Below are 23,016 nucleotides of genomic sequence, written 5' to 3'. Positions count from 1 at the left end.
TCCGTCAGGAGGACGCGAACGCGGCCCGGGTGACGGCGGCGGGGTAGGGCGAGGCCGCGAGGGCCTCGTCCGCCCCGGTGGCTCCGGCCGCCACGGCGGCCTTGAGCTCGATCAGGCGGCGCAGCCCGGCGCGGTGCTCGCGCAGGAACGCGGGACCCACGGGCTCCCCGTGCCCGGGCACCACGACCTCCGGGTCGAACGCGAGGATCGCGTCGAACGCACCGGGCCAGTCGGCGAGGTGCGTCTCGTCGCTGAACGAGTACTCCGTGAACCCGTCCGGTCCGTGCTCCACGACGTCGCCCGCGAAGACGACCCGCGCGTCGGGCACGTGCACGACCAGGTCGTGGTCGGTGTGCGCGGGACCGGGGTGCACGAGTTCGACGGTCCGGCCACCGAGGTCGATTGCGGCGCGGTCGGTCACGAGCCGGTCGGGGGCCATGATGCCCGTGCGCGCGATCGCGTCGGCGATTTCCGGTTTGCCCGCTGCGCGGTACTTTTCGCTCCACTTGGCCTTCGCGGCTTCGCCGTGCTGCACCAGTTCGGTGAGGCAGCCCTCCTGCGCCCAGACGTCGCACGGCAGGAACGCCGTGGTGCCGAAGGCGTGGTCGAAGTGCGCGTGCGTGTAGACGACGCTCCACGGCAGGTCCGTGAGCTCGCGGACGGCCGCGGCGAGCTCCGCGCCCTGGTCGGCGTCGCCGCGGGTGTCGACCACCAGGCAGCGCTCGGCGCCGAGCACGAGACCCGTGGTGAGGTCGAGCTCTTCGTAGCGGCGCGCGTACACGCGGTCGGCCACTTCGGTCCAGGTCATCGTGCCTCCAGGAGTCCGGCTCGCAGCACCGGTGCGGTGGTGCTGACGTTCACTTCAGCCGCCAGTTCTCCGTCGTGGGGGTGGCCCGCCGTCGCCAGTTCCCGGCCGGACGAGCAGGTGCGCAGCAGTTCCGCCACGTCGGTGGCCGCCCAGGCCGCCGCCGCGAGCGCCGCCTCGGCCGAGAGCGTGCGGCCGTGGCCGGCCAGCGCGGCGGCGATCGCGCCGGCGCCCAGCTGGTCTTCGACGCAGGGGCGCAGCGGGCCGAACTCCCGGCCGTCGCCGAGCAGGTCGATGCCCCAGCGCTCGCCGGCGGGGATGATCCCGATCGGACGGTCGCCGGCCAGTTCGAGCGCTTTCGCCGCCACCGCCGACGCGTTGCGCAGGCAGCCGGCGAGCACGTGCGCGCCGGTCGCGCACAGCGTGGCGCCGTTGGGGGAGGGCAGCGCGAGCACGGTCCCGGACGGGATTTCCGTCACAGACGAGGGCCGCAGCGTCCACGCGCCCTCGCCCGCGATCACCGCGCCCGCGGCTCGCGCTTCGGCGACCCCGCGCTCGTCGCGCCACCGCACGGGCAGCACCCGGCCGCCGCGCGCCGTCACGAGATCCGTTGTGGTGCTGAAGGAAAGCACGTCGACGATCACCAGCACCGCGCACGCGCGGCCGAGCGCGGCCACGCCCTCGCCACCCCATTCGAGCCGCACGTCGCGGCCCGGTTGCTCCCACGTGTCCACCCCCAGAGCATGCCCGGCCGGTCAGGGGGTGGCAGACTCCGGGCTGTGCGCGTCTACTTGGGATCCGACCACGCCGGTTTCGAGCTGAAGAACCACCTGGCCAGCCACCTCGCTGAGCAGGGCCACGAGGTCGTCGACGTCGGTCCGCACACCTACGACCCGGCCGACGACTACCCGGCCTTCTGCGTCGAGGCGGCGCGCCGCGTCGTCGCCGACGAAGGCAGTCTCGGCCTCGTGATCGGCGGCTCCGGCAACGGCGAGCAGATCGCCGCCAACAAGGTCCCGGGCGCCCGCGCCGGCCTCGGCTGGAGCGTCGAAACGGCGAAACTGTGCCGCGAGCACAACCACGCGCAGCTCCTCGGCGTCGGCGCCCGGATGCACACCGTCGAGCAGGCGACCGAGATCGTCGAGGCGTTCCTGGCCACACCGGAGTCGCCGGAAGAGCGCCACGCCCGCCGCGTCCAGCAACTGCTCGACTACGAGCGCACCGGCACCCCGCCGCCGCTGCCGGAGGCCTGATGCCCGAGGGGCACACGCTCCACCGCCTCGCCCGCCTGCACAAACGCCGCTACGCCGGAGCGCCCGTCGAGGTCTCCAGCCCGCAGGGCCGCTTCGCCGCCGAAGCGGAGCGGCTGGACGGGCAGGTGCTGCGTGGGGCCGAGGCGTACGGCAAGCACCTGTTCCACGACTACGGTCCACTCGGGACGGTGCACGTCCACCTCGGCCTGTACGGCACGTTCAGCGAGTCGCCGCTGCCGGCGGCCGAACCGGTGGGCCAGGTGCGGATGCGCGTGGTCGGCCGCACGCACTGGGCGGACCTTCGCGGCCCGACGCGCTGCGAACTGCTGGACGCCGCGCAGGTCGACGCCATCAAGGCCCGCCTCGGCCCGGATCCGTTGCGCCGCGACGCCCGGCCCGAGCGGGCGTGGGAGCGGATCTCGCGTTCGCGCACGTCGGTGGCTGCGTTGCTGATGAACCAGGACGTGCTGGCCGGCGTCGGGAACGTGTACCGGGCGGAAGTGCTGTTCCGCCACGGCGTCGCCCCGCTGATCCCCGGGCGCGCGCTCGACCGCGGCCTGTGGGACGAGATGTGGGCCGATCTGGTGACGCTCATGCGCGCGGGCGTGCGCGTCGGCCGCATCGACACGGTCGCCCCGGAACACCTGCCGGCCGCCATGGGCCGCGCGCCGCGCGAAGACCGCCACGGCGGCGAGGTCTACGTCTACCGCAGGGCCGGGCTGCCGTGCCTGGTGTGCGCGACGCCCGTCGCGCACCAGGAATTGGTGGGCCGCAACCTGTACTGGTGCCCGACCTGCCAGCCGAGCTGAACGCCGGCTCGGCGCGGTCGCCCGTTCGTCCGATGTGGACACAGCACGAGGGCCTTGCGGAACTGTTGTCCCGCAAGGCCCTCCGCGTGTGCGTCAGAAGTCGAAGCCGCCGCCGTCGAACCCGCCTCCGTTGAAGCCGCCGCCGTCGAAGCCGCCGAAGTCCTGGCCGCCGTCGAAACCGCCGCCGTCGCCGCCTCCGTCGAAGCCACCACCGTCGCCGCCGTCACCACCGCCGCCGTCACCGCCGCCGGACTCGAGCGCGTCGGCCTGGCCCGCGTCGTAGCCCGACTCCCAGGCCGAGGCGCTGGCGATGCCGCCCATGCCGTCGAACAGGGCGCTGAACAGGAACACCGAGCCCAGGCCCCACGCGCCGGCGACGAGCGCGGGCTTCCACCACGGCTCGCTGTACCAGCCCTGCGGCACGGGGCGACCGGCCACGCGGCCGCCGGGGTAGTAGTACGGCGTCTGGTCACCGGGGTCGGGCGAGGCTTCGTAGCGCTGGCCTTCGACGTCGACCTTGCGGTGTTCGGTCACCTTGCCGGCGCGCTCGCGCTCGGCCTCCTCCGGCAGCATCGGGCCGGGGTCGAGCCCCATCGCGGTGCGCGCGGCGCGGACGTAGTACAGGCCTTCGAGGGCGGTCTCCTTCACGAGCCGGGCCTGTTCCACGGTCTTCGCCTGCTCCAGCTGCGAGCCGGCGGCGTTGTAGCGCTCGCTGGCGTCGGCCATCGCCTGCTGGGAAGCCGTGTCGGTGCCGGTGAGGTTGAGGACCTGCCCGCCGAGGCGCTCGACGAGTCGGCGCGCGTCGGCCTTGGCGTCGTCGAGCTGCCGCTGCCGCGAAGCGGCCTGCGACCGGGCGAAGTACAGACCGCCCCCGACGATCACGACGACGAGCACGATCAACAGGATCGCGGTGCCCATGGGTCACTCCACGTGGTGAGCTGTCGCGGCGGTCGCACGACCGCCTCTTGAACCGGACAACGCGGACAGTACGCTGTAGGTTCCCGCGAGGTGATGCGGAGCACCCTCCGCGTGGCGAGTGGCCGGGAAAAGTAGAACACGTTATAGTTCGGTCATGAAGTTCTCCCTGTCGATCGCGATGAACCCCCTCGATCAGCTCGGCGAGCTCGCCCGCGCGGCCGAGGAGTCCGGTTTCTCCTCCATCGTCCTGCCGGATTCGCTCTTCTACTCGGAGAAGGTGTCCGCGGACTACCCGTACACCCCCGACGGCAGCCGGTTCTGGAACGAGGAGACCCCGTGGGTCGACCCGCTGGTCGCGGCGGCGTCGATGGGCGCGGTGACCGAGCGGCTCGAGTTCTACACCTCGGTGCTCAAACTCGGCTCGCGCAACCCGGTGCTGCTCGCGCGGCAGGTGAACTCCGTCGCGGCGCTCACGGGCGGCCGGTTCGGGCTCGGTCTGGGCATCGGCTGGTCGCCGGAGGAGTTCGAGTGGTGCGGCGCGCCGTACGAGCGGCGTGGCAAGCGCTTCGACGAGGCGATCGAGGTGCTGCGCCTGATCCTCGACGGCGGCATGGTCGAGTACCACGGCGAGTTCTTCGACTTCGACAAGCTGCGCATGAGCCCCACGCCGCCGAAGCGCGTGCCGTTCTACATCGGCGGCCACACCGACGTCGCGCTGCGCCGCGCCGCGCGCGTGGGCGACGGCTGGTCGTCGGCGATGATGACGCTCGACCAGCTGCGCGACACGATCAAGCGGCTCAAGGAACTGCTGGCCGAGCGCGGCCGCGAGAACGACGCGTTCGAGTTCCAGGCGGTGTGCGTCGACCGGTTCGGGCTCGAGGGTTTCCGGCAGCAGGCCGAAGTGGGTGTGACGGACGCGATCACGATGCCGTGGGTGTTCGAGGGACTCGGGTTCGACGCGGAGGTCGGCCCGAAGGTGGACGCGATCCGCAAGTTCGGTGACGAGGTCATCGCGAAGTTCGGCGAAGCGGGGGAATGACGTGGGGGTCGAGGTCAGCTGGGACGTCGACGCGGAGCAGCCGCCGGCGCGCCTGGCCGCGTTCCGCTCGATGACGGCCGTCGCGGGTGGGGACAAGGACGGCTGGCTCGCGCTGTTCGCGCCGGACGCCGTCGTGGAGGATCCGGTCGGCCCGTCGATGTTCGACGAGCAGGGCAAGGGCCACCACGGGCACGAGGGCATCGGCGCGTTCTGGGACCTGACGATCGCGAACGTGGAGCGCTTCGAGTTCGTCATCCGCGATTCGTTCGCGGCGGGCTCGGAGTGCGCCAACGTCGGCACGATCACCACGTTCCTGCCCGGCGGCTACCGCGTCGACACCGACGGGGTGTTCGTCTACCGGGTGGGCGAGGGCGGGTTGATCACGTCGATGCGGGCGTTTTGGGAAACCGAGCGCGCGATGGCGACGGCGCGCCAGGCCTGAGCTGCCCGATCTCACCTGCGCGGGCCGTCTGACCGGCCACTGTTGGTTGTTCGCGCGCCGGGCGGCGTCGCCGTGGCCTTACGGTGTGCCGCATGACTCGTGGCGTGCACCTCGTCGGCAGCGTGCCCCTCGGCGACGCCGAGGAGGTGTTCCGCGCGGTCGCCGCGTCGGTCGGCCGCCACGTGCGGCGTGTGCCGGACGGTGAGACGGGCGCGCGGGCGAACTGGACGTTCTGGCAGGGGGACGTGTTCGCCCGGACCCCGGGGCTGGTCACCGACGACGTCGGCCGCGGCGAGTACAGCCCCACGCCGAAGTACCGGCTTGCCGGCGACCCGTCGGCCTTGCGGTTCGGGTCCTTGGGGTACGCGGCGGCCGCGCTGTCGTCGTGGGTGGTGTTCCGGCGGTTGCGGGCCGCGGGTGTGCTGCCGGACCTCCGGTTCCAGGTCAGCCTGCCCACGCCCATGGCGCCGATCCGGTTGCACGTGGACCCCCGCGACCAGGCGGCCGTCGAGCCCGCTTACGAAACCGCGCTGCTGCGCGAACTCGAGCTCATCACCGACGCCATCCCCGCCGGCGAACTCTCGATCCAGTGGGACACCGCGGTCGAGTTCGGGATGCTCGAGGGCGTGTTCCCGAGCTGGGTCCCGGATCTCCGCGAGGGGATCCTCGATCGCCTGACCCGCCTCGGCGACGCCGTACCGTCCGATGTGGAGCTCGGCTACCACCTGTGCTACGGCGACAGCGCGCACAAGCAGTTCGTGGAGCCGAAGGACACTTCGCACCTGGTCGCCGTCGCGAACGCCGTGGCCGCGCGGCTTTCCCGGCCGCTCGGCTGGATCCACCTGCCGGTACCTCTCAGCCGGACCGACGCGGCGTACTTCGAACCCCTGCGGACGCTGGCCCTGCCGGCGGCCACGGAACTGTACCTGGGCCTGATCCACGCGACCGACGGCGCGGCGGGCGCCGCGGACCGGATCACCGCCGCACTGTCCGCAGTGGACAACTTCGGCGTCGCGACGGAGTGCGGCTTCGGCCGCCGCCAGCCCGCCGCGGTGCCCGCCCTGCTGGCGCTGCACGCGGCGGTGGCCGATCTCTGACGCTACCGCTCCGGAAACGGCGGCTGCTCTACCAACGCCATGCAATCGTCGGCGAACGTGCACCGGGCCGCGATCTCTGCGCGAATGCGGTCGACGAAGTCTTGGCGCCCAGGCGCAGACTGCGTCCGATGCCACCTCTGGTCGTCGATATCGAGGATCTGGGTGCCGTGGTCGGTGCCGAGCAGCTGGTCCAGGTGGGCGAGTGCTCCCATGGCGAAGCTGGAGGTGGCGCCCCCGCGGTGGGTTCGGAGGTACTCGACGAGGATCAGCGCGTCGGGCTCCTTGCCGAAGCGGGCGAGTGCGAAGCAGTAGCTTGCACCGGTGTGCTCGCCGTTGCCGGTCAGCACTAGCTCGCGCAGCCGCGCGCGGTGCACGTCTCGGCGGGGGAGGGCGGCCAGCCACGCGGCTGTGCGCTGCGCGCGCCACTCGTAGCCGAACAGCATTTCGAGGTCGTCGTCGGTGATGAGCAGGGCGTCTTCGGCCAGGGAGCGACCGAACACCGCCTTCTCCTCGGCCGTGAACCGGAACATCCCCCCGCCCAGCCTCAGGTACCGGCGCCCGGGCGTCACGTAACGCTCGACGAAGGCACCCAGGGCCGGCTCGTGTCTGTGGTTGCGCACCCGGAGAACGGTAGCCCGCCCGAACGGGTCCGCCGCCGCACGGCGTGCTCCGACGAGGACCCGCCCCGCTCAAGCCTTGGTGTGCGCCAGCCAGTGGTCGACCAGACCGCGGTCGCCCGTGGTGGTGAGGTGGTCGGCGGGCAGGCGGCGGGTGACGACGAGCAGCAGGTCGCGCAGCGGGCCGGCGAGGGTGGCGTCGGCGGTGGCGGTTTGGCGCGACCACGTGAGGCCGTCGCGGGTGCGGGTGAGGTGCCAGCCCTCGGTTTCGGCGGGGCGCAGCTGCAGGGTCTGCCCGGTGCCGCGGAGGGCGGCGAGGTCGGGGCGCAGCGTTTGCGTGACCGGGTTGGCCAGGAGCTCGAGCCACTCCGTGATCGCGTCCTCCGCGAGGCCCGGTGCGACTTCGAAGGCCTCGCCCGCGGCGTCGGCGTGGTGGACGATGGTGTCGTTGAGCATGCGGCGCAACCAGAACGTCGCGGGGCCGTCGCCGAAGAACGTCCACACGGGACTGTCGCTGGTGGACACCGCGGCGATCAGGTCGGCCGCGCCGGCGTGGAGCCACTCGGGCCAGCCGGCCGGGTCGCCGGGGTCCGCGTCGAGGGGGTCGGGCACCGCCGACGGTTCGCCGCGGACGGTGCTCGCGGCCCAGCGGTGCGCCTGGCCGACGTGGCCGACGAGCACGCGCAGCGGCCAGTCGGGACAGGTCGGCACCCGGGCTTCGGGGTCGCCGCCGGCCGCGGCTTTGGCGAGCGCTGCGGTGTGGTGGAGGAGGGCGTCGGCTGGGTGTGTGGTGTCCATGGCCGTACCGTAGGAACTCCATCCGGCTGGAGGTTCTACCGATGGTGACCGGGGACACACTGGGGATCGGCGACCTGGCGCGGCGCACCGGCGTGCCCGTGCGCACGATCCGCTTCTACTGCGACGAGGGCCTGCTCGAACCCACCCGCAGCACGGGCGGCCACCGCCGCTTCGACGCGTCGGCCGTCGACCGGCTCACGCTCGTGCGCCGCATGCGCGGCCTCGGCCTGGGCCTGGGGTCCATCACCGACGTCCTCTCCGGCCGCCGCTCCTTGGACGACGCCGTGGCGGCCGAGCGCGCTTCGCTGGACCGCGAGGTCGCGACGCTGGCGTGGCGGCGCTCGGTGCTGCGCGCGGTGGAGTCGGGGCCGGACCGCCTGGAGGTCCTGTCCGCGGTCTCCGACGGGTTCGCCGCGCGCGAAGTGCTCGTCCGCCTGTGGCGCCCGATGACGACGGCGCCGATCCCCGCGCACTCGGCCGAGATGTTCCTGGCGATCAGCGCACCGGCGCCGCCGGAAATGCCGACGCCGGCTCAAGTCGTGGCGTACGCCGAGTTGGTTCTGCTGGCGACGGACCAGTCCTTCGTCCGCTCGCTGCGCTCCAGCACGCTGGTCGATCACGAACGGATCCCCGACCTGGCCGCCCTGCACGCCGAGGTGGCCGACGCGTGCGCGCTGGCCCACGCCGACGTGGTCGCCGGCTCGGCCCCCGCGCCGGGCGCCGCCCTGGACCGCTTCGTCGCGGCGCACGCCTCCGCACTGGGCGCCGCGGACTCGCCCGCCTTCCGCAGCGCGCTGAACCACCGCACCGCCCCCGACCGGGACCCGCGCCTGCGCCGGTACTGGCACCTCGCGGGCACGATCACCGGCGAACCGGCTCCGATGGGCGTCACGCACACCTGGCTGCTCGACGCGCTGGACAGCTCGGCTTCGTAGCTCGCTCACGCCTTGGTCCCAGATCTTGGACACGGTCGCTAGACGTCTGACGTCCAACCTATCGTCGCGGGTGGAGGACGAAGGACAAGGAGTCGCAAGGATGGCCGTTCGCGAGCGGGGCCGGTTGGTGGTGCCGGCGCAGCCGCAGGATTTCCCGGAGAGCCCGTTGAGCCGGAAGTTGCGGCAGCCGTTGCTGCTGGGCGTGTTCCTGCCACTACAGACGGGTGGCTGGTCGCAGTCGACGTTGCCGCGGGGGACGGACTGGACGTTCGACTACAACCGGACGTTGACGCAGCAGGCGGAGAAGTTCGGGTTCGACATCGCGTTCGGGTTGTCGCAGTGGCTGCCCAAGGGCGGGTTCGGCGGCGAAACGCACTACCGCGAGAACTTCCTCGACCCGTTCGTCTCGGCGATCGCGCTCGCGTCGGCCACGGAGTCGATCCTGTTGCTGGGCACGGTGCACGTGCTCTACGGCCCGTGGCACCCGTTGCACCTGGCCAAGTTCCTCGCCACCGCCGACCACGTCTCCGGCGGCCGCTTCGGCGCGAACATCGTCACCGGGTACGCCGACACCGAACCCGCGATGTTCGGCCAGCTGCGCCCCGAACACGACAAGCGCTACGCGATGGCCGACGAGTTCATCGCCGTCTGCAAGGACCTCTGGGCGGGCGAGGACAACCTGACGTTCCACGGCGACCACTACGCGCTGCAGGAGGCCTACGCGTCGCCGCTGCCGAAGTACGGGCGGCCGATCCTCGTGTCCGCCAGCGGCTCGCCGGCGGGATTCGCGTACGCGGGCAAGCACTCCGACCTCGTGTTCATCTCGAGCCCCGCCGGCGAGGACATCGACCGCGCGCTCGAAGCGCTGCCCGAGCACGTGGCCAAGGTCAAGCAGGCCGCGCGCGACCAAGGGCGCGAAGTGCGTGTGCTGATCAACCCGACCGTCGTGTCCGCGCCGACGAGCGCCGAGGCGCACGCGCGCTACCAGGCGATCATGGACCACGCGGACCTCGGTGCGATCGGCGCGTTCACCGACCGCCACAGCGCCGGCGACAGCCAGTCGTGGCTCGAGCACTCGGCGCGGGGCCGCGCGGTCGGCGGGCACCTGCACATCGTGGGCTCGCCCGAGGAGGTCACGGACAAGCTGCGCCGCCTGCACGAAACGGGCATCGACGGCGTTCAGCTCACCTTCTACGACTACCAGCCGGAGCTCGCACACTTCGGCACGGAGATCGTGCCGCTGCTGGAAGAGGCCGGGCTGCGCAGGAGTGTTACGAATCCCTGACCTGCTCGCGCCGCCGCGTCACCAGGGCCCCGGCCCGGCCTAGGCTGGCCGCGGCGGAGGAGGTCACCCTGATCACGTTGGTGCTGATCGGCCTGGTGGGCGGGCTGATCACGGGGATTTCCCCGTGCGTGCTGCCGGTCCTGCCGGTCCTGTTCATGACGGGCGGTGCCGGCGCGGCACCCACGCGGCGACGGCCGTTCCTCATCGTCGCGGGGCTGGCGTTGAGCTTCAGCCTCGTCACGTTGCTCGGCACGCTCGTGCTCGCTGCGCTGCACCTGCCCGGCGACGTGCTGCGCTGGGCCGGACTCGTGGTCCTCGTGGTGCTCGGGATCGCGATGATGTTCCCGCGCGTGCAGGACCTCCTGGAACGCCCGTTCGTCCGGCTCGGCCGCAAATCCGTGCCCGGCGACCGAGGCGCGTTCGTGCTGGGGCTGGCACTCGGGACGGTGTACGTGCCGTGCGCCGGCCCCGTGCTCGCCGCCATCACCGTCGCCGGGGCGACCCACAAGATCGGCCCGTCGACGGTCGCGCTCACGATCGCGTTCGCCGTCGGCACGGCGATCCCGCTGCTGTTCTTCGCACTCGCGGGTAACCGCGTGGCCGAGCGGGTGAAGGCGTTTCGCGACCGGCAGCGCCAGGTTCGCGTCGCCGCGGGGATCGTGGTGATCGGACTGGCGGTGGCACTCACGTTCAACGTCACCGATGTGCTGCAGCGCGCCGTTCCCGACTACACGGCCGGGCTGAACCAGGCGCTGGGCGCGGAGCGCGGCCTGCAGCCGTGCGAGCCGTCCGACGACCTGCAGGACTGCGGCACCACGCCGCAGCTCGCCGGGATCAGCCAGTGGCTCAACACCGGCGCGGGCAAACCGCCCGCGCTGCAAGGAAAAGTGGTCCTCTACGACTTCTGGGCGTACTCCTGCATCAACTGCCAGCGCGCCATCCCGCACGTCGAGGGGTGGTACCAGCGCTACCACGACCTGGGGCTCGAGATCGTCGGTGTGCACACGCCGGAGTACGCGTTCGAGCACGTCGCCGCGAACGTCGCGGACAGCGTTTCGCGCCAGCACATCACGTATCCGGTGGCGATCGACAACGACTACGCCACGTGGAACGCGTTCCAGAACCAGTCGTGGCCGGCCGAGTACCTCTCGGACGCGAGCGGGCACGTCCGCCACGTCTCCGTCGGCGAAGGCGACTACGACGGCACCGAATCCTTGATCCGCGAACTGCTGACGGCCGCGCACCCGGGCGTGACGCTGCCGCCGCGCACCGACGTCGCCGACACCACCCCGACGAACCCCTTGCAGACTCCGGAGATCTACCTCGGCTCCGCCCGCGGCGAGAGCGGAGCCGTGTCCCGGCAAGGGAAGTGGACCACGACGGACGAGTACCTCCAGGCCGGCGCCGACGCCTCGCTCACGCTGGCCTACGACGCGTCCACGGTGTACCTCGACGTCGGCGGCAGCGGCACCGTCACCGCGACGGCCGGCGGGGTCACGCGCACGTTCCCGGTGTCGGGCCCGCCGGACATCCACGCAGTGGTCCAGACGCCGACGCCGGAGCAGGGCACGGTGACGCTGAAGCTGAGCCCCGGGCTGCAGGCGTACTCGTTCACGTTCGGCTGAGGCGGGCGCCGTCACCGGAGCTGCGGCACGACCTCACCCGCGAAGAATTCCCAGTGGTCCAGGTCGAACTGCTGCGGCGTCTGCAGGTACAACCGCGTGACGCCGAGGTCGGCGTACCGGCCGATTCGGTCCACGACCTGGGCGGCCGAGCCGACGAGGCCGTGTTTCAACGCCTCGGGTTCGTAGGTCGTGTCCGCCTGGGTCCGGAGGAGGACCTCCCCGGGTGTGCGGCCGCAGACGAGGAGGGCGATGGCGGAGCGGCGGAGTGTCGAGGGCGCGCGGCCGGCGGATTCGCACGCGGCGTCGACGCGGGCCTGCGCTGCCGGGATCTCCTCCAGCGAGGGAAACGCGAGGTTGAACTCGTCGGCGTACTGCGCCACCAGGCGCGGGGTCTTGCGCGGGCCGCGGCCGCCGATGATGATCGGCGGCCGGTGCACGGGTTTCGGCAGCGCCGGCGAGTCCGTCAGCGTGTAGAACGGGCCGTGGTGTGAGAACGTCCGCCCCTCGGGTGTGCTCCACAGGCCGGTGACGACGGCGAGCTGCTCTTCGAACCGGGCGAACCGTTCGGCCGCACCGGGGTAGGGGATGCCGTAGGCGCGGTGCTCCTCTTCGAAGTAGCCCGTGCCGAACCCGAACTCGACGCGGCCCCCGCTGATTTCGTCGACGTGGGCGACGGTGATGGCCAGCGGGCCCGGGTGCCGGAACGTCGCGGAGGTCACCAGCGTGCCGAGCCGGATGCGGTCGGTCGACGCGGCCAGCACCGCGAGGGTGATCCACGCGTCGCCGGACGAGCCGGGGATGTCGCCGAGCGCGCGGTAGTGGTCGGCGCGGAAGAAGCCGTCGAGTCCGAGGTGCTCGGCGGCCCGGGCGGTGGCGACCAGTTGTTCGTGGGTGGAGCCTTGCTGCGGGTTGGTGAACACGTGCAGTTCCACGGTCCCAGCTTCGCGCACCAAGATCCACTTCGAAACCGGGAGCTCGTGATTCCGCCCGCGGGGGCAGCGACCCTGCCTGCTCGTCAGCCGCGCACACTACGGTCCGCGTCCGACTGGTACCGCGTTGTCCCGGGTTACGCTCAGGGATCCACGTCGGACGGGGGTGGGCTGGTGGAGGTGACCGAACCCCGGCACCGGCGGCTGCCGAAGCGGGCCGCGAGGGTGGGCTTCGCCGCGATCTGCCTCGGCTACTTCGCCATCATCGTCGACGGCAGCGTGCTCAACATCGCCGTCCCGGCGCTGCGCGACGACCTGAAAACCTCACTGGCCGCGGTGCAGTGGGTCATCAACGCCTACACGCTGTGCCTGGCCGCCCTCCTGCTCACGGCGGGCGCGCTCGGCGACCGGTGGGGCCTGCGCCGGTGCTTCCTGTGGGGCACCGCGCTCTTCACCGCCGCTTCGGTGGCCTGTTCACTCGCGCCGACGGTGCACGTGCTCATCGGGGCGCGCGTGGTCCAGGGCGTCGGCGCGGCGGCGCTGCTGCCCGCGACCCTGGCGCTCATCCGCACACTTTTCACCGACCCCGGCGAACGTGCCCGCGCCACGGCGATCTGGGTGTCCACCGGCGCCATTTCGACCGCGGTCGGGCCGATGATCGGCGGGTTGCTCATCGACGCGTTCGGCTGGCGCAGCATCTTCCTGATCAACGTGCCGATCGGCGTCGCCGCGATCCTGCTGGGCCGCGCGGGCCTCACCGAAGCGCCGAAGCACGAACGGAAGATCGACCACGCGGGCCAGCTCACCGCGGTGCTGACGCTCGGGCTCATCACCGCGGGCGTGATCGTGAGCGGCAGCGCCGGCTGGACGTCGCCGCTGAGCCTCGGCCTGCTCGCCGCCGGGATCGCCTCCGGCGCCGGCTTCTGGTTCGCGGAGCGCACCGTCCGCGAACCCATGCTCCCGCTGTCGTTCTTCTCGGTCCGCGTCCGCTCGGTTGCCGTGGCGAGCGCCGGGTTCATGGGTTTTCTCTTCTACGGCACGCTGTTCGTGATGTCGCTGTACTTCCAGGACCTGCGCGGCTGGTCGGCCGGTGCGGCGGGGATCGCGCTCCTGCCGCTCACCGTCGGGTCGATGATCGGCTCGCTGGTGCTGTACCGGCCGATCTCGCGCCGAGTCGGCAATCCGGTGACGCTCCTGACCGGGTTCGGCTGCTGCGCCGCCGGGATCGCCGTGCTGCTCGTCTTCACGCGCGCCGAGCCGTACGTGCCGGTCGCCGCGGGCCTGCTGCTCGTCGGGCTGTCCAGCACCGTCGCGTTTTCCGCGCTGACGTCGCTGCTCGTGCCGAGCGTGCCCGTCGACCAGTCGGGGATGGCGTCGGGGGTGCAGAACACGAGCCGGCAGTCGGGCGCGCTGATGTCGGTGTCGGTGCTGGGCGCGATCCTCAACTCGGCGGCGTTCGCCGGGCGGCTGCCGATCGCGCTGAGCGTGCTCGCGGCCGTGGTCGTTCTCGCGCTGGGCACCGCCTCGCTCACGGCTCGAACTCGCGAAAGCTCGACGTGAGCTTGTTAGATTTCCCGAATGACAACGCTGCGAGCCCTGGAGTGCCTGGTCGCCCTCGTCGAGGAGGGGTCCGTGACGCGCGCGGCGGCTTCGCTGCAGCTGTCCCAGCCGGCGCTGTCGCACCAGCTGGCGGCGATCGAACGGGAGATCGGCACGCCGCTGGTGCAGAAGCTGGGGCGCGGCGTCCGCGTCACGGCGGCGGGGCTGGCCGTCGCCGACGAGGCCCGGGTGGCGTTGCGCGCCGCGGACCGGGCGGTGCGCGCCGGTCGCCGCGTCGGGGCCGGTGAAGGCGGACGGGTGCGCATCGCGTGCGCCGAGACGATGACCGCGTGGCTGCTGGTGCCCGTACTACGGCACTGGCGCTCGCGGCGCAGCGAAGTGGACCTCGAGCTCAGTGAGCACACGAGCGCCGACCGGATGGTCGAGCTCGTGGTGGCGGGTGAGGTCGACCTCGCGGTCGGCCCGCGGCCGTCGGACACCGGTGAGCACCTCGAAGTGCTGGGTGAAGAGGAGGTGGTCGTGGTCGCCCCGGCCGGTCACGCCTTCGGCGACCGGGACTCCGTGCGGCTCGCCGACGTCGCCGCCGAGCCGTTCGTCGGCTTCGCCGCCGACAACGGGCTGTCGGTCTGGGTCGATCAGCTGGCCGCCGACCACGGAGTGGTGCTCGACCCCGTCCTTCGGACGCGAAGCCCGCGCACGGCCGCGCAGCTCGCGGCCGCCGGGATGGGTGTGACGATCGTGCCGGTTTCGGCGCTGGCGGCCCGCCCGCCGGGCGTGGTGCGCCCGCTGCGGCCCGTGGTGAACCGCGAGATCGTGGTGGTCGTCGCGGCGCCGGCCGACGCGCTCGTGGCACGGTTCGTGGCCGATCTGCACCGGCGCGGGCTGCCGGGCGTCAGGTGAGCGGTTCGCCGCCGTCCACGCGCAGCGTCACGCCGGTGAGGAACGGGTTCGTCATCGCGAACACCACGGCGCTCGCGATGTCGCCGGGGGTGCCGATGCGCCGCGCCGGGTTGTGCGTCCGGAAGTGCTCGAAGTAGGCCTGTTTCCCCTCTTCACCCATCGAGTCCCAGATGCCGGTGTCGATGACCCCCGGTGAGATCGCGTTCACGCGCACGGGAGCGAGCTCCAGCGACAGCGACCTCGTCAGGAAATCCGCCGCGCCGTTGGTGATGGCGACGCCGAGGAACCCGACCGCGGGCTTGAACGCGGCCACGCCGGAGAACAGCGTGAACGAGCGCGTGAGGCGCTGCGCGAAGTGCTTCGCCAGCATGACGGGCCCGATCACCTTGGTGTCGAACGACTTCCGCAGGTCCTCGCGCTCGAGTTCCCCCAGCCGGCCGCGCGCCCGGGCCGACGCGGTGGTGACGAGGTGCTCGATCGGACCGAGACGTTCGGCCAGCGCCTCGATGGACTCGTCGACGGTCACGTCCACTTCTTCGGCGCGCACCCCTTCGTCTTCGTACGCCGCCGCGAGCTTGACCCGGTCGCGGCCCGCGACCACGACGTGTGCGCCCTCGGCGAGCGCGGCCAGCGTCACCGCGCGGGCGATGCCGCTCGGCCGGCCGATGACCACGACCGTCTGGCCCTCGAGCGCGGTTTCCACGGGTTCTCCTCAGCTCCGCAGGGTGACGGGATCGGCCAGGCGCACTTCGCCGGGCTCCACGACTTCCGCGTACGCACCAGCGCACGGCATCGCCTTGCCGAGCCCGGGCACGTCGATCCGGTTGTCCCGCATGACCGCGCGCACAGCTTCGGGATCGCGCGCCAGCGTGCCGTGCGCGAGCGAGGGCACGGCGCAGCGCGGGGTCGGCAGCGTGATCCGCAGCAGTGCCGTGCCGACCCGCAGTTCCTTGCCCAGCCAGCGGTTCTCGACGAACGCTTCGGTGCCGTCCGGGGTGTCGATGACGAGGTTCGGCCGGTAGCGCACGAACTCCGTGCCGAGGTGGCGCAGCGTCGCGGTGGTGATCAGGTGCACCGGCGAGTGGTCCACGAAGCTGCGGCCGGGGCTGCCCTGCCCGATCTCCAGCGTCTGCGCCGGGACCACGGCGGACACGCCCTGGTCGAGCACGTCCTCGGGCGCGGGCCGTTCCACCGTCGCGCCCTCCGGCCGCACCCCGGAGACCGCGACGGGCCGGCCCAGCGCGGCCGAGAGCCGGCTGTCGAGGTCCGGTGCACCGGCCGGCACCTTCGAGCCGTCCGGGAACCGCACGATCACGCGGTTCTCCGTCACCGCGGCGAACGTGAGCAGCCCGCGCCACAACCGCGGGTGCTTCGCCGTGGCGACGAGTCCCGTGTCGGCGTCGATCACCGCGAAGGCGCGATCGCCGTCGACGCCGCCGGGCGCGAGCGCGATCTCGGCGACGTCCTCGCCGAGCATCGACTTCACCGGGTACCGCCTGAGCGTGGTCACCTGCACGTCTTCCTCCTTCTGACGGCGCACTCACGGCGCACTCACGGTGCACTCACAACGCCCCCGCGCGCAACGCGAAGGCGACCGCCTGGGTGCGGTTGCGCAAGGTGAACCGGCCGACGATCGAGGAGAGGTCCTTCTTGACCGTGCTCTCCGAATAGGCCAGGGCTTTGGCGATGTCGCGCGTCCCGGCGCCGTCGGCGAGCAGGCGGAGGATCTCGACCTCGCGGGCCGACAGGCCGGTGCCGGTGTAGCCGAGCGGGGCCAGGACCGTGCGCTGGAGGCGGCGGACCTGCGTGACGAGGGTGCCGGCCAGCTGGGGCGACAGCACCGCCGAACCCTCGGACGCCGAGCGCACGGCGTCGGCGAGCGCGGCTCCCGTGGTGGTGGCGCGGTCGAGCACGGCGACGACCCCGAGGTTCACGAGCGCGAGCAGCGAGTGCTCCCGCACGTCCGTGGCGAGCAGGACGATCGGGGCACCGAAGTGCGCGTGGTCCCGCACGAGGTCGAGGGTCGCCGTGGTGAAGCGGCCGTCGACCACGACCACTACGTCGGGGTCGCCGGTGGCGGCGGGCGCGCCCAGGAGGTTGCCGAAGGCTTCCGTCGTCAACGGGTCCGGGCCGGCGACGACGACCACGGGCCCGGCCGGTGACATCTCGAAAACCGGCCGGGCGGGTGCGCTCGCGTGGCTGTCCATCGGGGTCGAACATACCGAGGGGCGGCGGGTTTTCGTCGGCTGCGCAAGGATTCGGTAACCTCCGAATTCCGGTGCCCGGGCGAAGAGAACGCGAATGAGTGGTGGCCGATCGGCCGATTTTCCTTGTCCCGCGGGACAGCCCGGTCCGCCGCGCGGATCCGTAGCGTGGGAGCGCAGCCCCGGTCCGGCAAGGGAGAACGATGTCTCGCGAATGTCCGTATGTCCTCGACGTCGACGGAACCGATCTCCAGGCGGAGGGCGCGCTGCTGCGGGCAGCAGGCTCGGCGGCGCTCGTCGAACTGCCGGGCGGGGTGCGCGCCTGGGCCGTCGGCAACGCCGACGTGCTGAAGGCGCTGCTGACCGACGAGCGCGTGTCGAAAGACCCGCGCCAGCACTGGGGCGACTGGAAGAACGGCCGCGTCGCCGAGGACTGGCCGCTGCGGATCTGGGTCTCGGTGCAGAACATGTTCACCGCCTACGGTGCCGACCACCGGCGGCTGCGCTCGCTCGTCGCGTCGGGCTTCACGGCGCGGCGCGTCGAGCAGCTCCGGCCGTGGATCGAGACGATCACGGGGGAGCTGCTGGACTCCTTGCGCGGCCCCGTCACCGACCTGCGCGCGGAGTTCGCCTACCCGCTGCCGGTGGAGGTGATCTGCCGGCTGTTCGGCGTCGCGGACGGGCAGCGCGCCGAGCTGCGCCGGGTCGTCGACGCGGTGTTCGACACGACCCGTTCGCCGGAAGAGGCGCAGGCGGGCGGCGAGGCCATGTACCGCATCATGACCGAACTCGCCCAGGACAAGCGGGACAACCCGGGCGACGACCTGACCACCGCCATCATCCGCGCGGAATCCGGCCGCTTCGGCTCGCTCACCGACGCCGAGGTCGTCGACACCCTCATCCTGATGCTCACCGCCGGCCACGAGACGACCGTCAACCTCCTGGACCAGGCCGGCACGGCCCTGCTGACGCACCCGGAGCAGCTCGCGCTGGTGCGCTCGGGCGAACGCGGCTGGGCCGACGTCGTGGAGGAGACGCTGCGCTGGCAGGCGCCGGTCGCGTACCTGCCGCTGCGCTACGCCGTGACCCGCATCGACCTCGGTGACGTCACGATCGAAGCCGGCGACGCCATCCTCGCCGCCTACGCAGCGGCCGGCCGCGATCCGGTCGTCCACGGCGATTCCGCCGACGCCTTCGACCTCACCCGCCCGTCGTCCCCGCACCTGTCCTTCGGCCACGGCATCCACTACTGCCTGGGCGCCCCGCTGGCTCGGCTGGAAGCGACGATCGCGTTGCGCGCGCTGTTCGAGCGGTTCCCTTCGCTGGAGCTGGCGGTGCCGGCGGCCGAGCTGAAACCGATGCGGTCGTTCCTGTCCAACGGCCACGCCGAACTCCCCGTCCGGCTGGGCCCGGCTGTCCGATGAGGACAGTCGCCGTCGTCACGGCGCGGTGACGCTGGTGAGGTCCGGCTGCCGCCCGCCGGTGAGCACCGGGGGGCGGGCCGGTCCGACCGCGCCGTCGGTCGCGATCGGGTAGCTCGTGACGCTGCCGGCGCCGTTGGTGTTGAAGTTGGCGTTGTACAACGTCTTTCCGTCGCTCGACAGCGTGATGCCCTCGGCGCCGTTGGACCCGGTGGCGACCGGCGGGCCGAGCGGCCGCAGGGTCTTCCCGTCGACCGAGAACGCGGTGATGTGCCCGGGCCCGGTGCCGTCGGCGAAGTTCGCGACGTACGCGCGGTCGCCCGTCCGGTTGAGGACGATGCCGCGCGGCTCGCTCGCCGCGTTGGCCACGCTCGCCACGGGAGTCAGCCCGGAGTCCGCCGACAAGCGCAGCACGCTCAGGCTGTCCGCCTTCGAGTTGGTCACGAGCACCCGGCCGCTGTCCGGCGTGATCGCGACGAAGAACGCCCCGGCTCCTGTGGGGACGGTCGCCACCCAGGTGAGGCTTCCGTCCGGCGCGATCCGGAACGCCGAGACGTCACCGGAGCCGCTGTTGGCGGTGACGAGGCTGCGCCCGTCCGGCGCCACGGCGAGGCCCGTGGTCGCCCGGCCGTGCGCGGGGATCGTGCGCACGCCGTGCGGCTGGCCGCCGGGGGAAACCCGGTACTGCGAAACGGTTCCATCGCCACCGTTGCCGAAGTTCGCGGTGTAGAGGGCGGTTCCGGCCGGACTCAGCGCGATCCCCGACGGGGTGACGGGTTGCGGCGCCGGGCCGGGCGCGGAGGGGAAGGGGGTCAGCGCTCCGTTCGCCTCGATGCGGATGGGCGTGACGTCGCGAGTGCCCCAGTTACCGACGTAGAGCCACTTGCCGTCGCGCGAGCGCACGGAAGCCTGGGGATGCGTGGCCCCGGTGCCGACCGACAGCGAGGTCGCCGGGGCACGCAGGGCTCCGTCGGCCTCGGTGGCGAACGACGAGATGGTGTCCGAAGCCCAGTTCGTCACGTACACCGCGCGGGGTCCGGGCGCGTCCGGCGGTTTCGGGGCCGAGCACGACACCGCGGCCAGGACGAGCGCGCCGGTGACCGCCGGGAGTTTCCGTGAGGGCATGGTGTGCGCTTTCTGCGACGGGCGAAGGGATTTCCGAAGCGTAACCACGATTCGCGCCGCGAGGGTGTTTCCGAATCCTTACCGCGCGCGCGGAAACTCCCGGTCGGGTGAAACCTTCGGGCCCGGCTCAACTGTTCTCGTGCGATCGTGGGGAGCATGACGACGACCAGGGAAGCACTCGCCTTCGACGTGTACGGCACGCTCGTCGACCCCCTCGCCATGGCGGACCGGATTCGCGGGTACGTGCCGGATTGCGACGCCGCCGCGGTCGCGGAAGTGTGGCGGCGCAAGCAACTCGAGGTGAGTTTCCGGCTCGCGGCCATGGGCCGGTACGAAGACTTCGCGTGGTGCACGCGCCGCGCGCTCGGCTTCGCGCTCGCGACGGCGGGGGCGACGCTCGGCTCCGGCGACCAGGACGCGCTCGCCGCCGAGTACGAGCATCTGGCCGCGTACCCCGACGCGGCGCCGGCGATGGAAGAGCTGCGCAGCCGGGGCCACGCGCTGGCTGTGCTGTCCAACGGCACGCCGGACATGCTCGCCGCCGTGTTGCGCCGGACGGGGCTGGCCGCATACCTGACCGAGGTGATCAGCGTGCACGAGGTCCATACCTTCAAGCCCGCGCCCGAGGTGTACCACCACGCGGCGCGGCGCCTCGGCCGTCCGCCGCGGGAGGTGCGGCTGGTGACCAGCAACGCGTTCGACAGCATCGGCGCCGAGGCCGCCGGCCTGCGGGCGGCGTGGGTCGATCGCGGCGGCCGTCCGTTCGAACCGGACGGTGCGCCGCCGGACGTGGTGGTCGCGTCACTGGCCGGACTGGCGGCGGCGTTGCCCGGTTGACCCCGTTCGACCAGTGGTGACTCACCAACAACTGTTGTAGGCGGTAACAATCCGGCATCCGTGTGTTTCACTGTCACCTGATGGGGTAGCTGCCCGTCGGAACCAGCACGGCAGGAGGCAACACATGGGAGTGGACGCCGGAACCGCACCGCCCGCACGGGCCGGGGCGGCGGGCGACGACAAGCGGCTCAAGAAGCACTTCGGGCCGATCGGGCTGCTGTTCACGGCGGTCGGGTCGGTGATCGGGTCGGGGTGGCTGTTCGGGGCGCTCGACGCGGCAGAACTCGCCGGACCGGCGGCGATCGTCTCGTGGGGCATCGGCGCGGTGATGTTCGTCCTGATCGGGATGACCTACGCCGAGCTGGGCACGATGTTCCCGCACTCGGGTGGGGTGGCGAGGTTCCCGCACTACTCGTTCGGATCGTTCGCGAGCTTCTCGATGGGCTGGGTCACCTGGATCGCCGCCGCGGCGGTGTCGCCGATCGAGGTGCTCGCGGTGGTCCAGTACGCCACGAACTACCTGCCCTGGCTCGAACGGCTCGACGCGGACAAGAACGCCGTGCTCACGCCCGCCGGCACGGGGATCTGCGTCGCGCTGCTCGCCGTGTTCGTGCTGGTGAACTTCTTCGGCGTGCGCTGGTTCGCGCGGATCAACAACGTGCTCGTGTGGTGGAAGCTCGCGATCATCGCGCTGGTGATCGTCGTCTTCCTCTTCACCGCGTTCGACGGCAGCCACTTCAGCTCGTACGGCGGCTTCGCACCGTACGGGGTGCACGGCATCTTCTCCGCCGTCGCCAGTGCCGGCATCGCGTTCTCGTTCTTCGGCTTCCGGCAAGGTGTCGAGCTGGCGGGGGAGACGTCGAACCCGAAGCGCAACGTGCCGCTCACCCTCATCGGCTCCGTCGTGCTCACCGGTGTCCTGTACGTGCTGCTGCAGATCGCGTTCATCGGCGCCGTCCCCTCGGACGCGGTCGCGAAGCAGGGCTGGGCGAGCGTCGGCACGAACTTCAGCACCGGCGGCGACGTGCTCGCCACGTTCGGGCCCCTCGCGGCGATCGCGGGTGTGCTCGGCATCGGCTGGCTGGCCGCGCTGCTCTACGCCGACGCGATCATCTCGCCCGGGGACACCGGCCTGATCTACACCGGTGTCACGGCCCGCATCTCCTACGCGATGGGCCGCAACCGCAACGCGCCGTCCGGCCTGGCGAAGGTGAACAAGACCGGCGTGCCGTGGGTGAGCCTCATCCTCGCGTTCATCGTCGGCTGCTTCTTCTTCCTGCCGTTCCCGGGCTGGAGCCAGCTCGTCTCGTTCGTCACGAACAGCACGGTGCTCTCGTTCGGCTCGGGCCCGCTGGTGCTGCTCGCCATGCGCCGCCAGCTGCCGAACCAGGTCCGGCCGTTCCGGCTCGGCCGCGGCTGGGCGGGGGTCATCGCGTTCCTGGCGCTGTTCTCCACCAACCTGATCATCTACTGGACCGGCTGGGACACGAACTGGAAGCTGTTCGTGGTGATCGTGTTCGGCTACGTGCTGCTGGTGCTGAACCAGACGCTGGCCAAGCGGCGTACTCCGCGCTTGGACTTCCGGCACGGCTGGTGGGTGCTGGTGTGGTTCGCCGGCCTGGCCCTGATCAGCTACCTCGGCAACTACCCGGAGGCCGACGAGCACGCGGGCAACCTCTCGGTGCTCGACTTCAACCTGGGTGCGCTCGCGTCGCTCGTGCTGACGGTGATCGTCATGGCGCTGGCGCTCACCAGTGCGCTGCCCCAGGAGCGCGTGGAGGAGATCCTGGCGGAGCACCGCGAGGACGACGACGCCGCCGACGAGGAAGCGCAGCCCTGATCTTCCCCGGAACTGGCCCCGCGCCCTGCGGGGCCAGTTCCCCCGGTTGTGCGGCAAACTGGACAACCATGACCCGTCCGAGACCGGCGAGCGGCTCCGCCGACGTCGACACCCTCACCGACGCCGTCCTGACCGCGTCGCGGTTGCTCGTGGGCGTTTCGGTCCGCTCCATCGTCGCCGTGGGTGACCGGGTGACGTTGCCGCAGTTCCGGATGCTCGTGGTGCTGCACAGTCGCGGGCCGCTCAAACACGCGGTGCTCGCCGACCACCTGGGTGTGACGCCGTCGACGGCCAGCCGGATGGTCGACCGGCTCGTCGCGGCCGAACTGGTGCACCGCCGGCACAGCACGGTGTCGCGCCGCGAGATCGTGCTGGCCGTGACCGAGGAGGGCGCGCGCGTCGTCCGGCAGGTCACCGCCCGCCGCCGGCGCGAGATCGCGAAGATCGTCGCGAAGATGCCCGAACAGCACCGCCGCGGCCTCGTGGAGGCCCTCACGGCCTTCACCGAAGCCGGCGGCGAACCCCCGGCCGGCACGACGCCGGAGAGCATCTGGGGCTGACCGTCTACTGTGGAAGC

General features: G+C 71.9%; 24 protein-coding genes. 14 read left to right on the top strand and 10 right to left on the bottom strand.

Annotated features, from left to right (window positions below):
- Nucleotides 1-4: 4 nt before the first annotated feature.
- Both ACIA77_RS39595 and ACIA77_RS39590 read right to left on the bottom strand, forming a co-directional pair.
- Nucleotides 5-808 carry an MBL fold metallo-hydrolase gene (locus ACIA77_RS39595; RefSeq protein WP_395891272.1) on the bottom strand — a complete coding sequence of 268 codons (804 nt, stop codon included), beginning with the start codon at nucleotides 806-808 and terminating at the stop codon, nucleotides 5-7.
- Nucleotides 805-1,539 (bottom strand): 2-phosphosulfolactate phosphatase, encoded by a 735-nt coding sequence (locus ACIA77_RS39590; protein ID WP_395891271.1) that lies wholly within the window; start codon nucleotides 1,537-1,539, stop codon nucleotides 805-807. The genes ACIA77_RS39595 and ACIA77_RS39590 overlap by 4 nt, the downstream gene beginning before the upstream one ends.
- Before the next feature lie 45 nt (nucleotides 1,540-1,584).
- Here ACIA77_RS39590 and ACIA77_RS39585 point away from each other — a divergent pair, with 45 nt between their 5' ends.
- Nucleotides 1,585-2,058: a ribose-5-phosphate isomerase gene (locus ACIA77_RS39585; RefSeq protein WP_395891270.1), complete on the top strand. Its 474-nt coding sequence runs from the start codon at nucleotides 1,585-1,587 to the stop codon at nucleotides 2,056-2,058.
- Nucleotides 2,058-2,867, top strand: a complete 810-nt coding sequence (locus tag ACIA77_RS39580; RefSeq protein ID WP_395891269.1) for an Fpg/Nei family DNA glycosylase — start codon at nucleotides 2,058-2,060, stop codon at nucleotides 2,865-2,867. The genes ACIA77_RS39585 and ACIA77_RS39580 overlap by 1 nt, the downstream gene beginning before the upstream one ends.
- A 93-nt stretch (nucleotides 2,868-2,960) precedes the next feature.
- Here the strand turns inward: ACIA77_RS39580 and ACIA77_RS39575 are convergent, their stop codons facing one another.
- Nucleotides 2,961-3,785 (bottom strand): hypothetical protein, encoded by an 825-nt coding sequence (locus ACIA77_RS39575; protein WP_395891268.1) that lies wholly within the window; start codon nucleotides 3,783-3,785, stop codon nucleotides 2,961-2,963.
- Between the two features lie 154 nt (nucleotides 3,786-3,939).
- On the opposite strand from ACIA77_RS39575, the gene ACIA77_RS39570 reads away from it, so the two are divergent.
- From ACIA77_RS39570 to ACIA77_RS39560, 3 genes are all read left to right on the top strand, one after another.
- Nucleotides 3,940-4,824: a TIGR03619 family F420-dependent LLM class oxidoreductase gene (locus tag ACIA77_RS39570; protein WP_395891267.1), complete on the top strand. Its 885-nt coding sequence runs from the start codon at nucleotides 3,940-3,942 to the stop codon at nucleotides 4,822-4,824.
- 1 nt (nucleotide 4,825) lies between these two features.
- Nucleotides 4,826-5,266: a nuclear transport factor 2 family protein gene (locus ACIA77_RS39565; RefSeq protein WP_395891266.1), complete on the top strand. Its 441-nt coding sequence runs from the start codon at nucleotides 4,826-4,828 to the stop codon at nucleotides 5,264-5,266.
- 92 nt (nucleotides 5,267-5,358) lie between these two features.
- Nucleotides 5,359-6,363: a hypothetical protein gene (locus ACIA77_RS39560; protein ID WP_395891265.1), complete on the top strand. Its 1,005-nt coding sequence runs from the start codon at nucleotides 5,359-5,361 to the stop codon at nucleotides 6,361-6,363.
- Between the two features lie 2 nt (nucleotides 6,364-6,365).
- Here the strand turns inward: ACIA77_RS39560 and ACIA77_RS39555 are convergent, their stop codons facing one another.
- On the bottom strand, nucleotides 6,366-6,983 hold the full coding sequence (locus ACIA77_RS39555) for a DUF6000 family protein (protein WP_395891264.1): 618 nt from the start codon (nucleotides 6,981-6,983) through the stop codon (nucleotides 6,366-6,368).
- A gap of 69 nt (nucleotides 6,984-7,052) precedes the next feature.
- A complete protein-coding gene (locus ACIA77_RS39550; RefSeq protein WP_395891263.1) occupies nucleotides 7,053-7,778 on the bottom strand; it encodes a maleylpyruvate isomerase family mycothiol-dependent enzyme in 726 nt (241 codons plus the stop codon).
- Nucleotides 7,779-7,819: 41 nt separating this feature from the next.
- On the opposite strand from ACIA77_RS39550, the gene ACIA77_RS39545 reads away from it, so the two are divergent.
- From ACIA77_RS39545 to ACIA77_RS39535, 3 genes are all read left to right on the top strand, one after another.
- Nucleotides 7,820-8,713 carry a MerR family transcriptional regulator gene (locus ACIA77_RS39545; protein ID WP_395891262.1) on the top strand — a complete coding sequence of 298 codons (894 nt, stop codon included), beginning with the start codon at nucleotides 7,820-7,822 and terminating at the stop codon, nucleotides 8,711-8,713.
- A gap of 100 nt (nucleotides 8,714-8,813) precedes the next feature.
- Nucleotides 8,814-9,998: an LLM class flavin-dependent oxidoreductase gene (locus ACIA77_RS39540; protein ID WP_395891261.1), complete on the top strand. Its 1,185-nt coding sequence runs from the start codon at nucleotides 8,814-8,816 to the stop codon at nucleotides 9,996-9,998.
- Between the two features lie 80 nt (nucleotides 9,999-10,078).
- Nucleotides 10,079-11,623, top strand: coding sequence for a cytochrome c biogenesis protein CcdA (locus ACIA77_RS39535; protein ID WP_395891318.1), 1,545 nt, complete (start codon nucleotides 10,079-10,081; stop codon nucleotides 11,621-11,623).
- 11 nt (nucleotides 11,624-11,634) lie between these two features.
- Here the strand turns inward: ACIA77_RS39535 and ACIA77_RS39530 are convergent, their stop codons facing one another.
- Entirely contained in the window at nucleotides 11,635-12,555 is a 921-nt protein-coding gene (locus ACIA77_RS39530) for an LLM class F420-dependent oxidoreductase (RefSeq protein WP_395891260.1), read from the bottom strand.
- Between the two features lie 171 nt (nucleotides 12,556-12,726).
- On the opposite strand from ACIA77_RS39530, the gene ACIA77_RS39525 reads away from it, so the two are divergent.
- Nucleotides 12,727-14,112 (top strand): MFS transporter, encoded by a 1,386-nt coding sequence (locus ACIA77_RS39525; protein ID WP_395891259.1) that lies wholly within the window; start codon nucleotides 12,727-12,729, stop codon nucleotides 14,110-14,112.
- An 18-nt stretch (nucleotides 14,113-14,130) separates the two neighbouring features.
- Nucleotides 14,131-15,012, top strand: coding sequence for a LysR family transcriptional regulator (locus ACIA77_RS39520; protein WP_395891258.1), 882 nt, complete (start codon nucleotides 14,131-14,133; stop codon nucleotides 15,010-15,012).
- On the opposite strand, the gene ACIA77_RS39515 is transcribed toward ACIA77_RS39520, so the two are convergent.
- Genes ACIA77_RS39515 through ACIA77_RS39505 form a run of 3 tightly spaced genes read right to left on the bottom strand, consistent with a single transcriptional unit; the run spans nucleotide 15,005 to nucleotide 17,219 of the window.
- Nucleotides 15,005-15,715, bottom strand: a complete 711-nt coding sequence (locus ACIA77_RS39515) for an SDR family oxidoreductase (protein WP_395891257.1) — start codon at nucleotides 15,713-15,715, stop codon at nucleotides 15,005-15,007. The two genes, ACIA77_RS39520 and ACIA77_RS39515, sit on opposite strands and share 8 nt — an antisense overlap.
- Nucleotides 15,716-15,724: 9 nt before the next feature.
- Nucleotides 15,725-16,528, bottom strand: a complete 804-nt coding sequence (locus ACIA77_RS39510) for an MOSC domain-containing protein (RefSeq protein WP_395891256.1) — start codon at nucleotides 16,526-16,528, stop codon at nucleotides 15,725-15,727.
- Between the two features lie 46 nt (nucleotides 16,529-16,574).
- Nucleotides 16,575-17,219: a response regulator transcription factor gene (locus ACIA77_RS39505; RefSeq protein WP_395891255.1), complete on the bottom strand. Its 645-nt coding sequence runs from the start codon at nucleotides 17,217-17,219 to the stop codon at nucleotides 16,575-16,577.
- 200 nt (nucleotides 17,220-17,419) lie between these two features.
- On the opposite strand from ACIA77_RS39505, the gene ACIA77_RS39500 reads away from it, so the two are divergent.
- Nucleotides 17,420-18,640 (top strand): cytochrome P450, encoded by a 1,221-nt coding sequence (locus tag ACIA77_RS39500; RefSeq protein ID WP_395891254.1) that lies wholly within the window; start codon nucleotides 17,420-17,422, stop codon nucleotides 18,638-18,640.
- 15 nt (nucleotides 18,641-18,655) lie between these two features.
- On the opposite strand, the gene ACIA77_RS39495 is transcribed toward ACIA77_RS39500, so the two are convergent.
- Nucleotides 18,656-19,762, bottom strand: a complete 1,107-nt coding sequence (locus tag ACIA77_RS39495; protein WP_395891253.1) for a lactonase family protein — start codon at nucleotides 19,760-19,762, stop codon at nucleotides 18,656-18,658.
- A 156-nt stretch (nucleotides 19,763-19,918) separates the two neighbouring features.
- Here ACIA77_RS39495 and ACIA77_RS39490 point away from each other — a divergent pair, with 156 nt between their 5' ends.
- The 3 genes from ACIA77_RS39490 to ACIA77_RS39480 all read left to right on the top strand — a co-directional run bounded on the left by ACIA77_RS39490 (nucleotide 19,919) and on the right by ACIA77_RS39480 (nucleotide 22,999).
- Nucleotides 19,919-20,599: a haloacid dehalogenase type II gene (locus tag ACIA77_RS39490; protein ID WP_395891252.1), complete on the top strand. Its 681-nt coding sequence runs from the start codon at nucleotides 19,919-19,921 to the stop codon at nucleotides 20,597-20,599.
- 124 nt (nucleotides 20,600-20,723) lie between these two features.
- On the top strand, nucleotides 20,724-22,439 hold the full coding sequence (locus ACIA77_RS39485) for an APC family permease (protein WP_395891251.1): 1,716 nt from the start codon (nucleotides 20,724-20,726) through the stop codon (nucleotides 22,437-22,439).
- 68 nt (nucleotides 22,440-22,507) lie between these two features.
- Nucleotides 22,508-22,999, top strand: a complete 492-nt coding sequence (locus ACIA77_RS39480) for a MarR family winged helix-turn-helix transcriptional regulator (RefSeq protein WP_395891250.1) — start codon at nucleotides 22,508-22,510, stop codon at nucleotides 22,997-22,999.
- Nucleotides 23,000-23,016 lie beyond the last annotated feature (17 nt).

This window comes from Amycolatopsis sp. NPDC051903 (assembly GCF_044452505.1).
Taxonomy (GTDB): Bacteria; Actinomycetota; Actinomycetes; order Mycobacteriales; family Pseudonocardiaceae; genus Amycolatopsis.
The sequence above is the reverse complement of the archived record's forward strand: the minus strand, read 5'-3'. Positions and strand labels throughout refer to the sequence as shown.

Bases quoted from the DNA above. Each gene is read 5' to 3' on its own strand.
- ACIA77_RS39595 (WP_395891272.1), bottom strand. From the start codon at position 808: ATGACCTGGACCGAAGTGGCCGACCGCGTGTACGCGCGCCGCTACGAA.
- ACIA77_RS39485 (WP_395891251.1), top strand. From the start codon at position 20,724: ATGGGAGTGGACGCCGGAACCGCACCGCCCGCACGGGCCGGGGCGGCG.
- ACIA77_RS39495 (WP_395891253.1), bottom strand. From the start codon at position 19,762: ATGCCCTCACGGAAACTCCCGGCGGTCACCGGCGCGCTCGTCCTGGCC.
- ACIA77_RS39560 (WP_395891265.1), top strand. From the start codon at position 5,359: ATGACTCGTGGCGTGCACCTCGTCGGCAGCGTGCCCCTCGGCGACGCC.
- ACIA77_RS39575 (WP_395891268.1), bottom strand. From the start codon at position 3,785: ATGGGCACCGCGATCCTGTTGATCGTGCTCGTCGTCGTGATCGTCGGG.
- ACIA77_RS39570 (WP_395891267.1), top strand. From the start codon at position 3,940: ATGAAGTTCTCCCTGTCGATCGCGATGAACCCCCTCGATCAGCTCGGC.
- ACIA77_RS39540 (WP_395891261.1), top strand. From the start codon at position 8,814: ATGGCCGTTCGCGAGCGGGGCCGGTTGGTGGTGCCGGCGCAGCCGCAG.
- ACIA77_RS39500 (WP_395891254.1), top strand. From the start codon at position 17,420: ATGTCTCGCGAATGTCCGTATGTCCTCGACGTCGACGGAACCGATCTC.
- ACIA77_RS39580 (WP_395891269.1), top strand. From the start codon at position 2,058: ATGCCCGAGGGGCACACGCTCCACCGCCTCGCCCGCCTGCACAAACGC.
- ACIA77_RS39545 (WP_395891262.1), top strand. From the start codon at position 7,820: ATGGTGACCGGGGACACACTGGGGATCGGCGACCTGGCGCGGCGCACC.
- ACIA77_RS39480 (WP_395891250.1), top strand. From the start codon at position 22,508: ATGACCCGTCCGAGACCGGCGAGCGGCTCCGCCGACGTCGACACCCTC.
- ACIA77_RS39490 (WP_395891252.1), top strand. From the start codon at position 19,919: ATGACGACGACCAGGGAAGCACTCGCCTTCGACGTGTACGGCACGCTC.
- ACIA77_RS39505 (WP_395891255.1), bottom strand. From the start codon at position 17,219: ATGGACAGCCACGCGAGCGCACCCGCCCGGCCGGTTTTCGAGATGTCA.
- ACIA77_RS39550 (WP_395891263.1), bottom strand. From the start codon at position 7,778: ATGGACACCACACACCCAGCCGACGCCCTCCTCCACCACACCGCAGCG.
- ACIA77_RS39520 (WP_395891258.1), top strand. From the start codon at position 14,131: ATGACAACGCTGCGAGCCCTGGAGTGCCTGGTCGCCCTCGTCGAGGAG.